At 56.1% G+C, this 12482-nt stretch carries 14 protein-coding genes; 9 read left to right on the top strand and 5 right to left on the bottom strand.

The features are described 5' to 3' along the window. Nucleotides 1-39: 39 nt before the first annotated feature. The 3 genes from FOC35_RS17600 to FOC35_RS17610 all read right to left on the bottom strand — a co-directional run bounded on the left by FOC35_RS17600 (nt 40) and on the right by FOC35_RS17610 (nt 1887). A complete protein-coding gene (locus tag FOC35_RS17600; RefSeq protein WP_016536960.1) occupies nt 40-435 on the bottom strand; it encodes an MAPEG family protein in 396 nt (131 codons plus the stop codon). A gap of 70 nt (nt 436-505) precedes the next feature. After that, complete coding sequence (locus FOC35_RS17605; protein ID WP_172569643.1) at nt 506-1324, bottom strand: DUF72 domain-containing protein; 819 nt, start codon at nt 1322-1324, stop codon at nt 506-508. Continuing rightward, entirely contained in the window at nt 1321-1887 is a 567-nt protein-coding gene (locus tag FOC35_RS17610) for a hydrolase (protein ID WP_172569644.1), read from the bottom strand. The genes FOC35_RS17605 and FOC35_RS17610 overlap by 4 nt, the downstream gene beginning before the upstream one ends. Before the next feature lie 267 nt (nt 1888-2154). Here FOC35_RS17610 and aspS point away from each other — a divergent pair, with 267 nt between their 5' ends. The 6 genes from aspS to ruvB all read left to right on the top strand — a co-directional run bounded on the left by aspS (nt 2155) and on the right by ruvB (nt 7411). Continuing rightward, nucleotides 2155-3927, top strand: a complete 1773-nt coding sequence (gene aspS / locus FOC35_RS17615) for an aspartate--tRNA ligase (protein ID WP_039898347.1) — start codon at nt 2155-2157, stop codon at nt 3925-3927. After that, complete coding sequence (nudB, locus tag FOC35_RS17620; RefSeq protein WP_016536956.1) at nt 3927-4370, top strand: dihydroneopterin triphosphate diphosphatase; 444 nt, start codon at nt 3927-3929, stop codon at nt 4368-4370. Before aspS ends, nudB begins: the two co-directional genes overlap by 1 nt. A 23-nt stretch (nt 4371-4393) precedes the next feature. After that, nucleotides 4394-5134, top strand: coding sequence for a YebC/PmpR family DNA-binding transcriptional regulator (locus FOC35_RS17625; RefSeq protein ID WP_016536955.1), 741 nt, complete (start codon nt 4394-4396; stop codon nt 5132-5134). 43 nt (nt 5135-5177) lie between these two features. Then, a complete protein-coding gene (gene ruvC / locus FOC35_RS17630; protein WP_016536954.1) occupies nt 5178-5699 on the top strand; it encodes a crossover junction endodeoxyribonuclease RuvC in 522 nt (173 codons plus the stop codon). 81 nt (nt 5700-5780) lie between these two features. After that, a complete protein-coding gene (ruvA, locus tag FOC35_RS17635) occupies nt 5781-6392 on the top strand; it encodes a Holliday junction branch migration protein RuvA (RefSeq protein WP_016536953.1) in 612 nt (203 codons plus the stop codon). An 8-nt stretch (nt 6393-6400) separates the two neighbouring features. After that, nucleotides 6401-7411 (top strand): Holliday junction branch migration DNA helicase RuvB, encoded by a 1011-nt coding sequence (ruvB, locus tag FOC35_RS17640; protein WP_016536952.1) that lies wholly within the window; start codon nt 6401-6403, stop codon nt 7409-7411. A 59-nt stretch (nt 7412-7470) separates the two neighbouring features. Here ruvB and znuB read toward each other — a convergent pair whose 3' ends face one another. Continuing rightward, complete coding sequence (gene znuB / locus FOC35_RS17645; RefSeq protein ID WP_016536951.1) at nt 7471-8256, bottom strand: zinc ABC transporter permease subunit ZnuB; 786 nt, start codon at nt 8254-8256, stop codon at nt 7471-7473. Next, nucleotides 8256-9008: a zinc ABC transporter ATP-binding protein ZnuC gene (znuC, locus tag FOC35_RS17650; RefSeq protein WP_016536950.1), complete on the bottom strand. Its 753-nt coding sequence runs from the start codon at nt 9006-9008 to the stop codon at nt 8256-8258. The genes znuB and znuC overlap by 1 nt, the downstream gene beginning before the upstream one ends. Before the next feature lie 79 nt (nt 9009-9087). On the opposite strand from znuC, the gene znuA reads away from it, so the two are divergent. The 3 genes from znuA to lpxM all read left to right on the top strand — a co-directional run bounded on the left by znuA (nt 9088) and on the right by lpxM (nt 12475). Beyond that, on the top strand, nt 9088-10032 hold the full coding sequence (gene znuA, locus FOC35_RS17655) for a zinc ABC transporter substrate-binding protein ZnuA (protein ID WP_172569645.1): 945 nt from the start codon (nt 9088-9090) through the stop codon (nt 10030-10032). 15 nt (nt 10033-10047) lie between these two features. After that, a complete protein-coding gene (gene mepM, locus FOC35_RS17660) occupies nt 10048-11370 on the top strand; it encodes a murein DD-endopeptidase MepM (protein WP_039898345.1) in 1323 nt (440 codons plus the stop codon). 124 nt (nt 11371-11494) lie between these two features. Then, complete coding sequence (lpxM, locus tag FOC35_RS17665; RefSeq protein ID WP_016536947.1) at nt 11495-12475, top strand: lauroyl-Kdo(2)-lipid IV(A) myristoyltransferase; 981 nt, start codon at nt 11495-11497, stop codon at nt 12473-12475. Nucleotides 12476-12482 lie beyond the last annotated feature (7 nt).

Here is a 12482-nt window from a genome sequence, read left to right on the forward strand (position 1 = left end):
AACGTTAAATCCGGAAATTCGAAAGGGGCGTATTTTGCGTTAATGGAGCGAGAAAACCAACTCCCACGGCATATACCATAAGTTGGCCAGCACCATCAGCAGCAGCGAACACCAGGTCGCGCCCATGCCGGAGCGACGCCAGCGAATCAGGCGGTGGTGATATCCATAAGCGTGCAGCAGGCGTCCCGCCAGCAGCATGATGCCGCAAAGGTGCACCATCCATGTTTCGGCGCCGTCCATTTCCATGAGCAACAGCAGCAGCAGGGCGATGGGAATATACTCTACGGCGTTGCCGTGAATACGAATCACACTCTGGAGTTCGCTGAAACCTCCGTCACCGTAAGAGACGCGGTATAGCGTGCGCAGGCGAACGACGTCGAACGAAAACTTTATTAAAAGCAAAGCAGCCAGCACCGCGTAAAGCGCGCTTACCATATTAACTCCATGTCGAAACAGTTACGGCTCCCGCTATGATAGCTCGCAACCGTGGTGCTGTCGCTAGTGCTCAGAAAAGTGTGTTTTGTTGAGGAATGGCCGGAGGTGGCCCAAGATCGGGGAAAGCCTGCCGCAGCGCGGGCCAGAGCGTATGAACCAGTTCGGGTGCCTGTGCGATGTCCGGGGTATGCAAAAACAAATACGGCGTGGTGTTAGCTGCCCATTCAGGCAGTTTTTTTAACCAGACGTCAAACAGCGCGGCGTTTTGCTCCATATTGTCGCTGCCGATAAAGCGCACCAGCGGGTTAGCGGCGGTAACCACGGCATGAACCGGTACTTTGGGCTTTTTTCTCTGAGCTTCGCGCACGGCTTCGCTGTGCGGAACTGCGCTATGTACCGGGCGACTGTCGAGAATTGCTCGGTTAACTTTACGTTCATGCAGCCCGCGGTTTAGCGCCTGCTCGTCGGTCCCTTTGCTGAAAAACAGCGGGTGGCGCACTTCAACGCCGTAGGTAAAGCCGGATGGTAAGGCGTCGAGAAAATTCCATAGCGCGGGCAAATCGCCTGGGCCAAAGGTTGCCGGGAGCTGAAGCCAGTATTGCCCGATGCGATTTTCCAGCGGCGACATGCGCTCTAAAAACTCGGCGGTTAAATCGCCGCAGTTGCGCAGGGCGGCATTATGGGAAATGGTGGCGGGAAATTTAAAACAGAAACGAAAATTATCGTCCGTCATTTCCCGCCAGCGCTGCACGCTTTCTGCTTTTGGCAGCGCGTACAGCGTGGTATTGCCCTCCACGCAGTTGAAATGACGGGCGTAATCCTCAAGCGAGGATATGCCGAGGCGATTCCATTTGGCGTGCTGCCACTGCGGGAGGCCGATATAAATCATAACGCGGCGATGATTTCGTCGGTGCTGCGAACACGAGAGATGCGCGGGAAGATAAACTTCAGGCTGTGGTTGTGCTGCTCGGCGCTGGACGCGCTGCAGGCATCTTCCGCCAGTACCAGCGAGAAGCCCATTTCCCATGCGTTGCGAGCGGTGGACTCAACGCCGATGTTGGTTGAAATCCCGCACAGTACAATGGTGTCGATGCCGCGGCGGCGAAGCTGTAGCTCAAGATCGGTACCGTAGAATGCGCCCCACTGGCGTTTAGTCACTTCCAGGTCGCTCTCTTTTTTGCCCAGCGCGGTTGGGTAATCCCACCAGTTCGCGGGTAAGCTATGGCCCGGAGGTGCCGCATCAACCGGCTGTTTCAGGGCTTCGCCATAATCAGCAGACCAGCCAACGCGGACCATAACCACCGGCGAGCCGTTAGCGCGGAATTTGTCAGCAAGGCGCGCAGCGCGAGCCACAACGTCGTCGGCGCTGTGCGGCCCACCGGCAAAAGGCAGAATGCCGTCCTGCAAATCAATCACTACCAGGGCAGTGCGGGATGCGTTGAGTTCTGTCATTGTGACTCCGGTTCAGATAGAGGGTTGGGGCAATACCTTACGCTGGAAGCCAGGTTGCTGAGTTTACAAATTTTGTTAATTTTTGTGAGAATCTGCAATACCGGCGCTTCGATTCGCGCCAGTCGGCGGTTTCGGGGTTATCGCCAGCCATTATTTCCAGTATAATAGCCCCCTTTTTTCATCCAGTTGTGACAGTCGAAATAGCTGCCACCAAAGCGCCTGCCGTCGCAGGTGGCGGGTCGCGTGCAGCTAATTAAGGGATATCTCATGCGTACAGTATATTGCGGGCAGCTCAATCAATCCCATGTGGGACAGCAAGTAACGCTTAGTGGGTGGGTCAATCGTCGCCGTGACCTCGGCAGCCTTATCTTTATCGATATGCGCGATCGTGAAGGCATCGTGCAGGTGTTCTTCGACCCGGACCGTCAGGAAGCGTTCCAGCTCGCCTCTGAACTGCGTAATGAGTTCTGTATTCAGGTCGTCGGCACCGTCCGCGCTCGCGATGAGCGTAACGTAAATAAAGATATGGCTACCGGTGAAGTTGAAGTTTTCGCCACCGAATTGACCATCATCAACCGTTCAGACGTGCTGCCGCTGGACTCCAACCACGTTAACACCGAAGAAGCGCGTCTCAAGTACCGCTATCTGGACCTGCGTCGTCCGGAAATGGCACAGCGCCTGAAAACCCGCGCGAAAGTGACCAGCTTCGTGCGTCGCTTTATGGACGATCACGGCTTCCTCGACATCGAAACCCCGATGCTGACCAAAGCGACCCCGGAAGGCGCGCGTGACTATCTGGTGCCTTCTCGCGTACATAAAGGCAAATTCTACGCGCTGCCTCAGTCTCCTCAGCTGTTCAAACAGCTGCTGATGATGTCCGGCTTTGACCGCTATTATCAGATTGTGAAGTGCTTCCGCGATGAGGACCTGCGCGCCGACCGCCAGCCTGAATTTACCCAGATCGACGTAGAAACTTCCTTTATGACCGCGCCGCAGGTTCGCGAAGTAATGGAAAAACTGGTTCGTGAGCTGTGGGTGAATATCAAAGGCGTTGAGCTGGGCGACTTCCCGGTAATGACCTTTGCCGAAGCCGAGCGTCGTTACGGTTCCGACAAGCCTGATTTGCGCAACCCGCTGGAGCTGGTGGACGTTGCTGACCTGGTGAAAGACGTTGAGTTTAAAGTGTTCTCCGGCCCGGCCAATGACGCAAAAGGCCGCGTTGCCGCGCTGCGCGTGCCGGGTGGCGCACAAATCAGCCGTAAACAGATTGACGACTACGGCAAGTTCATCGAAATTTACGGCGCTCGCGGTCTGGCCTACATCAAGGTTAATGAGCGTGCTAAAGGTATCGAAGGTATCACCAGCCCGGTGGCTAAATTCCTGAATGCGGAAATCGTGGAAGCGATTCTGGCGCGTACCGGCGCAGCCGACGGCGATATGATTTTCTTCGGCGCGGACAGCAAGAAAGTGGTTGCCGATGCGCTGGGCGCTCTGCGTCTGAAAATCGGTAAAGATTTGCAGTTAACCGAAGAAGCCAAATGGGCGCCGCTTTGGGTCGTGGACTTCCCGATGTTTGAAGACAACGGCGAAGGTGGCCTCACCGCAATGCACCACCCGTTCACCGCGCCGAAAGACATGACGCCGGAAGAACTGGCGGCGCAGCCGGAAACCGCGATTGCTAACGCCTACGACATGGTGATCAACGGTTACGAAGTGGGCGGCGGTTCCGTACGTATCCACAGCGGCCAGATGCAGCAAACCGTGTTTGGCATTCTGGGGATTAACGAGCAGGAACAGCGCGAGAAGTTCGGCTTCCTGCTGGATGCCCTGAAGTACGGCACGCCGCCGCACGCGGGCCTGGCGTTTGGTCTGGACCGTCTGACCATGTTGTTGACCGGCACCGACAACATCCGTGATGTTATCGCCTTCCCGAAAACCACGGCTGCGGCCTGCCTGATGACCGAAGCACCAAGCTTCGCGAACCCGGCATCTCTTGCCGAGCTGGGCATTGAAGTGGTTAAAAAGGCAGAGAAAAACTGATGACCTATAAGCGTCCCGTTTCGGTTCTGGTAGTGATATTCGCGCAGGACACCAAACGGGTGCTGATGTTACAGCGGCGCGACGATCCTGAATTCTGGCAGTCGGTTACCGGCAGCCTGGAGGAGGGGGAAAGCGCGCTGCATGCCGCCCAGCGCGAAGTAATGGAAGAAGTCGCTATCGACGTGGTCGAAGAGCCGCTCCCTTTAGTTGACTGCCAGCGCTGCGTGGAGTTTGAGATATTTACTCATTTGCGTCATCGCTATGCGCCGGGGATAACGCGCAATACCGAATCCTGGTTCTGTCTTGCGCTGCCTCATGAACGCCAGATTACCATTACGGAACATCTGGCCTGGAAGTGGGTGCCCGCCGAAGAGGCGGCCCTGATGACCAAGTCATGGAGCAACCGGCAGGCGATTGAAGAGTTTGTAATTGATGCCGCCTGATACAGGCGCTTTTGGAGATTGTTATGGCAGGTCATAGTAAGTGGGCCAACACGAAACACCGTAAAGCGGCACAGGATGCCAAACGCGGTAAGATTTTCACCAAAATTATTCGCGAGCTGGTAACCGCTGCCCGTCTGGGCGGGGGCGATGCCGGGTCTAACCCGCGTCTGCGCGCCGCTATCGATAAAGCGCTGTCTAATAACATGACGCGTGACACCCTGAACCGTGCGATTGCTCGCGGCGTGGGTGGCGATGATGATGCCAACATGGAAACCATCATTTATGAAGGCTACGGCCCTGGCGGCTCCGCCGTGATGGTTGAGTGCCTGAGTGATAACCGTAACCGTACCGTTGCCGAAGTGCGTCACGCCTTCAACAAATGCGGCGGCAACCTCGGGACCGACGGCTCCGTAGCCTATCTGTTCAGCAAAAAAGGCATTATCTCCTTCGAAGCTGGCGATGAAGATCAGATTATGGAAGCGGCACTGGAAGCCGGTGCTGAAGACGTCGTGACCTTTGACGACGGCGCTATCGACGTTTACACCGCCTGGGAAGAAATGGGCGCGGTGCGAGATGCACTGGAAGCCGCAGGCCTAAAGGCGGATAACGCCGAAGTGTCCATGATCCCTTCTACCAAAGCGGATATGGATGCGGAGACCGCGCCTAAACTGATGCGCCTTATCGATATGCTGGAAGATTGTGATGATGTGCAGGAGGTTTACCACAACGGTGAGATCTCTGACGAGGTGGCGGCTACCCTTTAATGGTGCAGCCCAGCCTAATTGACCTGTATTCAGGAGACGCGTGATGGCGATTATTCTCGGCATCGACCCGGGGTCACGCGTTACCGGCTATGGCGTTATTCGCCAGACCGGACGGCAGTTGACCTATCTCGGCAGCGGCTGTATCCGAACGCAGGTCGCCGACTTACCCTCGCGTTTGAAACTTATCTACGCGGGGGTGAGCGAAATCATTACCCAGTTCCAGCCTGAATACTTCGCTATTGAGCAGGTATTTATGGCGAAGAACGCGGACTCAGCGCTCAAGCTGGGGCAGGCTCGCGGCGCGGCTATTGTCGCCGCCGTGAATGCCGACCTCCCGGTGTTTGAGTATGCCGCTCGTCAGGTAAAGCAGACGGTGGTTGGCATTGGCAGCGCGGAGAAAAGCCAGGTGCAGCATATGGTGCGAACCTTGCTAAAACTTCCGGCTAACCCACAGGCGGACGCGGCGGACGCGCTGGCTATCGCCATTACCCATTGTCACGTCACCCAGAATGCGGCCCAGATGAGCGAGTCGCGGCTCAATCTCGCCAGGGGCAGATTAAAATAATTAAGGCTGGATATTTATCCAGCCTTTTTCGTATTATAGAACTCATTTTCGCGCATCAACGTAAATCCCCAGGAGCACAATGTGATAGGTCGACTCAGAGGCATCGTTCTGGAAAAGCAGCCCCCGCTGGTTTTGCTGGAAACTAACGGCGTAGGCTACGAGGTTTATATGCCGATGACCTGCTTCTACGAGCTGCCGGACATCGGCAAAGAAGCGGTGGTGTTTACCCAATTTGTGGTGCGTGAAGACGCTCAACTGCTCTACGGTTTTAATAATAAGCAGGAACGCACTCTGTTCCGCGAGCTTATCAAAGTTAACGGCGTCGGGCCTAAGCTGGCGCTGGCTATTCTTTCCGGCATGTCGGCCCAGCAGTTTGTTCACGCCGTCGAACGTGAAGAAATTGGCTCTCTGATCAAGCTGCCGGGCGTGGGCAAGAAAACCGCCGAGCGCTTAATTGTTGAGATGAAAGACCGCTTTAAAGGCATGCATGGCGACCTGTTTACCCCGGCAGCCGACCTGGTGCTGACTTCCCCGGATAATGGCCAGACGGACGATGCTGAGCAAGAAGCCGTTGCCGCCTTGGTCTCCCTGGGCTATAAACCTCAGGAAGCCAGCCGAATGGTAAGCAAAGTGGGCCGCGCCGGTGCCGATAGCGAAACCCTGATCCGCGAAGCGCTGCGCGCTGCGCTATGAGGTAGAGGATGATTGAAGCAGACCGCCTGGTATCGCCAGGAAACGTTACCCAGGACGAGTTGATTGACCGTGCGATCCGCCCCAAATTGCTTGAGGAGTACGTCGGGCAACCGCACGTCCGCTCGCAGATGGAAATCTTCATTCAGGCGGCGAAGCTGCGCGGTGACGCGCTCGATCATCTGCTGATATTTGGCCCTCCGGGGCTGGGTAAAACCACGCTCGCCAACATTGTGGCCAATGAAATGGGCGTAAATCTGCGCACGACCTCCGGCCCGGTGCTGGAGAAAGCCGGTGACCTGGCCGCGATGCTGACCAATCTCGAACCTCACGACGTATTGTTTATCGATGAGATCCACCGTCTTTCGCCGGTTGTAGAAGAAGTGCTTTACCCGGCAATGGAAGATTATCAGCTCGATATTATGATTGGCGAAGGCCCTGCGGCGCGTTCTATCAAAATAGACCTGCCGCCGTTTACCCTGATAGGCGCGACTACGCGTGCAGGGTCGCTGACGTCGCCGCTGCGTGACCGTTTTGGTATTGTGCAGCGCCTCGAATTTTACCAGGTTGCTGATTTGCAACATATCGTCGGGCGTAGCGCCAGCGTGCTTGGGCTGGAGATGAGCGAGGAAGGTGCGCTGGAAGTGGCCCGCCGCGCCCGCGGTACGCCGCGTATTGCAAACCGCCTGCTGCGCCGGGTGCGTGATTTTGCGGAAGTGAAACACGACGGGGCAATCACCGCCGAGATAGCATCCCAGGCGCTGGATATGCTCAACGTTGACAGCGAAGGCTTTGACTACATGGACCGTAAGCTGCTGCTGGCGGTCATCGACAAGTTTCTCGGTGGCCCGGTAGGGTTGGACAACCTGGCGGCGGCAATTGGCGAAGAGCGCGAAACGATAGAGGACGTGCTTGAGCCATTCCTGATCCAGCAAGGGTTCTTACAGCGCACGCCGCGCGGGCGAATAGCCACGCCGCGAGCCTGGACCCACTTCGGCATTGTGCCTCCGGCTCAGCCGTAAAATCCCGATAAGAAAAAAGGCGCTCAGGGCGCCTTTTTCAATTCAATAGCACAGCGGTATTAAGCCGGCTGTTTCTTCGCCATGCTGAGAATAAACAGCGCGGCGGCGGCCAGCACCACAGAAGGGCCCGCTGGCGTATCGTAAACCGCCGAGAAGGCCAGCCCGCCCGTAACGGCCAGCATACCAATCAGCACGGCAAACCCGGCCATCTGCTCCGGCGTGCGTGCAAAGCGGCGGGCCGTGGCGGCAGGGATAATCAGCAGCGACGTGATTATCAGAGCGCCAACAAACTTCATCGCAACGCCAATCGTCAGGGCCGTTATCAGCATCAGCAGCATCTTCACGCGCTGTAAATTCACGCCGTCTACGTGCGCAAGGTCCGGGCTGATAGTCATCGCCAGCAGGTTGCGCCATTGCCACGCGAGTACGCCTAGCACTACCGCAGTACCGATGGCGATAGAAATAATGTCCGGCAGGGTGACCGAGAGTAAATCGCCAAACAGATACGCCATCAGGTCTACTCGCACGTTCGACATCAGGCTCACGACCACAAGGCCGAGCGACAGGGCGCTGTGGGCCATAATGCCGAGCAGAGTATCTATGGCGAGGTGAGGGCGTTTTTCAAGCCAGACCAGACCAAGCGCCAGCAGCAGCGTCACCGCAATGACCGCATAAAAGGGATTGACGTTGAGCAGTAGGCCGAAGGCTACGCCAAGCAAAGAGGCATGCGCCAGCGTGTCGCCGAAGTAGGACATACGGCGCCAGACCACAAACGAACCCAATGGACCAGCCGCACAGGCGAGCAGTATCCCGGCCAGCCAGCCGGGCAATAACAATTCAAGCATTACTGACCATTCCCTCTGCGCAAAACGATGCGACCCTGCAGATCGTGACGATGATTATGATTGTGACGATAAATCCCCAACTGCTCGGCGCCTATCGGGCCAAACATGGCGATAAACTCCGGGTGCATGGACACCACTTCCGGCGTGCCGGAGCAGCAGATGTGGTGGTTAAGGCAAAGCACTTCGTCGGTCTTTGCCATCACAAGGTGAAGGTCGTGCGAAACCATCAGCACCGCACAGTTGAGTTCCTGGCGCAGCCGATCGATCAAATTGTAAAGCGCCAGCTGGCCGTTAACGTCGACACCCTGGGTTGGCTCATCCAGAACCAGCAGATGTGGTTTGTTGAGAAGCGCCCGCGCCAGCAGCACGCGCTGATTTTCGCCACCCGAGAGCTTTTGCATCGGGGCATCAATAAGGTGAGCGGCCTGGACTCGCTTTAGCGCGGGCAGGATATCTGCTTTTTTCACGCCCGGGCGCAGCCTTAAAAAACGGCTGACCGTCAGCGGTAAAGTGGCATCAAGATGCAGCTTTTGTGGCACATAGCCAATACGCAGATGCTGGTCACGCTTAATCACGCCCTTATCCGGCTTGACCAGGCCAAGCACAACGCGCACCAGAGTAGATTTACCTGCGCCGTTTGGCCCAAGCAGCGTAAGGATGCGGCCCGGCTTTAGCGCCAGAGAGATATCGGCCAGCACGCGGCGCTGGCCGAAGGAGACCGAAATATTTTCTAGTTCAACCAAATTAGTCATGACAATTTCAGGGGTTGCATAAGTTAGCGAATGTTATAATATCACAATTCTTAAGGCATTCACGATGATAAGTTGCATTATGTTACATAAAAAGACACTTCTTTTCGCTGCATTTTCCACCGCTCTCTGGGGCTTCGGCGCAACCGCAGCCAGCGCCGCCGTTGTCGCCTCGATTAAGCCGCTCGGTTTTATCGCATCCGCCATTGCCGACGGCGTCACCAACACAGAAGTATTACTGCCAGATGGCGCTTCCGAACATGATTATGCGCTACGTCCGTCAGATGTAAAACGCTTACAGGGCGCGGACTTAGTGGTTTGGGTCGGGCCTGAGATGGAAGCTTTCATGCAAAAGTCCGTTCGCCAGCTTCCCGAGCAAAAACAACTGCAGCTTGCGGCGCTGGGCGGCGTGAAACCTTTACTGATGAAAGGCGGTGACGACGACGAGCACGACCATGGCGAGGAACAGGCTCATGGCGCAAAGAGTGACGGAGATCACCATCACGGTGAATACAACTTGCACATTTGGCTCTCCCCAGAGGTGGCGCGGCTGTCAGCGGTTGCAATCCACGATAAATTAGTGGAACTTATGCCCGAAAATCGAGCCAAACTTGACGCCAACCTGAAACAATTCGAGTCAGGCTTAGCCGACGCCGATAAGCAGGTGGGTTCCGTGCTGGCACCGCTGAAAGGAAAAGGGTATTTCGTTTTTCATGACGCCTATGGCTACTTTGAAAAACACTACGGTTTGACCCCGCTTGGTCACTTTACCGTAAACCCTGAAATACAGCCTGGTGCGCAGCGTTTACATGAAATCAGAACACAGTTGGTTGAGCACAAAGCGGTTTGCGTTTTTGCTGAACCACAATTCAGGCCAGCGGTCATTAACGCCGTAGCCCGAGGCACTAATGTTCGCTCCGGCACGTTAGATCCTCTGGGAATGAGTGTCGCATTGGGTAAAAACAGCTATATGCAGTTTATGACCGGACTTGCGAACCAGTACGCGAGCTGCCTGAAAGGAGATTAACGAGGAAGTGAATACGTGCAACAGATAGCCCGCTCTGTCGCCATGGCATTTGACAATTTGTCACGACCCCACCGCGTTATGCTGGGGTCCCTTACGGTTCTTACTCTCGCGGTCGCCGTGTGGCGACCGTCCATCTACCATCCGCAGTCCAGCCCGATAATTAAAACTATCGAGCTTGAGAAAAGCGAAATCCATTCGCTGCTGCCGGAGGCCAGTGAACCTCTTGATCAGTCTCCCGACGCCGAAGATGACACCATCCCGCAGGACGAGCTTGACGATAAAACGTCCGGCGAAGCGGGCGTTCATGAATATGTTGTTTCTACCGGCGATACGCTGAGCAGCATTCTTAACCAGTACGGCATCGAGATGGGCGATATCAGCCAGATTGCCTCGGTTGATAAAGACCTGCGTAACCTGAAAATCGGCCAACAGATCTCCTGGACACTTACTCCGGATGGCGATCTCCAGCGCCTGACGTGGGAAATGTCTCGCCGCGAAACGCGCACCTACGATCGTACTGAAAACGGTTTTAAAATGAGCAGCGAAACCCAGCAGGGCGACTGGGTGAACAGCGTACTGAAGGGCACTGTGGGCGCAAGCTTTGTTGCCAGCGCCAGAGACGCAGGTTTAACCAGCGCTGAAATTAGCTCTGTTATCAAAGCGATGCAGTGGCAGATGGACTTCCGCAAGCTGAAAAAAGGCGACGAGTTCTCGGTGCTGATGTCCCGTGAAATGCTGGCCGGAAAACGTGAGCAAAGCCAACTGGTTGGCGTGCGCTTGCGCAGCGACGGCAAAGATTATTATGCCATTCGCGCCGAAGACGGCAAGTTCTACGACCGCAGCGGTGCGGGCCTGGCAAAAGGCTTTATGCGCTTCCCGACCGTGAAACAGTTCCGCGTTTCTTCTAACTTTAACCCTCGCCGTCTTAACCCGGTTACGGGCCGCATAGCGCCGCATAAAGGCGTGGACTTTGCGATGCCGCAGGGCACGCCGGTTCTGGCTGTGGGTGACGGTGAAGTCGTGATGGCTAAGCGCAGCGGCGCGGCCGGTTTCTTCGTGGCCGTTCGCCACGGGCGGACCTACACCACGCGCTATATGCACCTTAAAAAGCTGCTGGTGAAACCGGGCCAGAAAGTGAAACGCGGTGACCGCATTGCGCTTTCCGGCAACACGGGTCGCTCAACCGGCCCGCACCTGCATTATGAAGTGTGGATCAACCAACAGGCCGTAAACCCGCTGACGGCGAAGCTGCCGCGCTCTGAAGGGTTGACCGGTTCCGATCGCAGCGATTACCTGGCTCAGGTAAAAGAGGTTGTCCCGCAGTTGCGTTTTGACTGATTCTGCTTAAAGAGTATAAAGCCGGTACCTGTTACCGGCTTTTTCTTTTGTCTGCCAGCATTTGCCCCGCTAAAATAGCCATAAATTCGTATCGTCAACGCGTTGGCGAAATACTGAGAGCCGCATGGAAAAAGCAAAAAAAAACCACAGTGAGTTCATCCCTGAATTCCAGAAAGCCTTTCTACACCCGCGCTACTGGGGCGCATGGCTTGGCGTGGGCGCGTTTGCCGGGCTGGCGCTTCTGCCACCGGGGCTACGCGACCCGCTGCTGGGGAAAATTGGGCGCTTAGCCGGGCGGCTGGCCAAAAGCGCTCGTCGCCGCGCCCAGATAAACCTGCTTTACTGCTTCCCTGAGCTGCCGGAAGAGCGCCGCGAAGCCATTATCGACCGGATGTTTGCTACCGCCCCTCAGGCCATGGTGCTGATGGCCGAGCTTGGCCTGCGCGATCCGAAGAAAGTCATGCAGCGCGTGGACTGGCATGGAAAAGAAATCATCGATGAAATCCGCGAGCGCGGCGAGAACGTGATTTTCCTCGTGCCGCACGGCTGGGCGGTAGATATCCCCGCTATGCTGCTGGCTTCTGAAGGCCAAAAAATGGCGGCAATGTTCCACAACCAGGGCAATCAGTTATTCGATTACGTCTGGAATACCGTTCGCCGCCGCTTTGGCGGGCGTATGCACGCCCGAAACGACGGTATCAAGCCGTTTATCAGCTCGGTTCGCCAGGGTTACTGGGGTTATTACCTTCCGGATCAGGATCACGGCCCGGAGCATAGTGAATTTGTTGATTTCTTCGCGACTTACAAAGCGACGCTACCGGCCGTTGGCCGCCTGATGAAGGTTTGCCGGGCGCGAGTGATCCCGCTGTTCCCGGTTTATAACAGTGAAACCCATCGGCTGGACATATTTATTCGCCCGCCGATGGACGACCTGCTGGAAGCCGACGACCACACCCTCGCGCGGCGCATGAACGAAGAAGTGGAGCTGCTGGTTGGCCCGCACCCTGAGCAGTACACCTGGATCCTGAAGCTGCTGAAAACCCGCAAAGAGGGCGAAACAGAGCCGTATTGCCGGGATGAGCTATACCCGAAAAAGAAGAAGTAGTGCAGAG

Origin of the sequence: Cedecea sp. FDAARGOS_727 (assembly GCF_012273235.1) — a bacterium.
In the GTDB taxonomy this organism is placed as follows: domain Bacteria; phylum Pseudomonadota; class Gammaproteobacteria; order Enterobacterales; family Enterobacteriaceae; genus Cedecea; species Cedecea davisae.

What these genes read in the sequence shown, in the direction of transcription:
- aspS (WP_039898347.1), top strand. Translation starts at nt 2,155, where the DNA reads ATGCGTACAGTATATTGCGGGCAGCTCAATCAATCCCATGTGGGACAG.
- ruvB (WP_016536952.1), top strand. Translation starts at nt 6,401, where the DNA reads ATGATTGAAGCAGACCGCCTGGTATCGCCAGGAAACGTTACCCAGGAC.
- znuB (WP_016536951.1), bottom strand. Translation starts at nt 8,256, where the DNA reads ATGCTTGAATTGTTATTGCCCGGCTGGCTGGCCGGGATACTGCTCGCC.
- lpxM (WP_016536947.1), top strand. Translation starts at nt 11,495, where the DNA reads ATGGAAAAAGCAAAAAAAAACCACAGTGAGTTCATCCCTGAATTCCAG.
- FOC35_RS17605 (WP_172569643.1), bottom strand. Translation starts at nt 1,324, where the DNA reads ATGATTTATATCGGCCTCCCGCAGTGGCAGCACGCCAAATGGAATCGC.
- nudB (WP_016536956.1), top strand. Translation starts at nt 3,927, where the DNA reads ATGACCTATAAGCGTCCCGTTTCGGTTCTGGTAGTGATATTCGCGCAG.
- FOC35_RS17625 (WP_016536955.1), top strand. Translation starts at nt 4,394, where the DNA reads ATGGCAGGTCATAGTAAGTGGGCCAACACGAAACACCGTAAAGCGGCA.
- znuC (WP_016536950.1), bottom strand. Translation starts at nt 9,008, where the DNA reads ATGACTAATTTGGTTGAACTAGAAAATATTTCGGTCTCCTTCGGCCAG.
- znuA (WP_172569645.1), top strand. Translation starts at nt 9,088, where the DNA reads ATGTTACATAAAAAGACACTTCTTTTCGCTGCATTTTCCACCGCTCTC.
- FOC35_RS17610 (WP_172569644.1), bottom strand. Translation starts at nt 1,887, where the DNA reads ATGACAGAACTCAACGCATCCCGCACTGCCCTGGTAGTGATTGATTTG.
- ruvC (WP_016536954.1), top strand. Translation starts at nt 5,178, where the DNA reads ATGGCGATTATTCTCGGCATCGACCCGGGGTCACGCGTTACCGGCTAT.
- FOC35_RS17600 (WP_016536960.1), bottom strand. Translation starts at nt 435, where the DNA reads ATGGTAAGCGCGCTTTACGCGGTGCTGGCTGCTTTGCTTTTAATAAAG.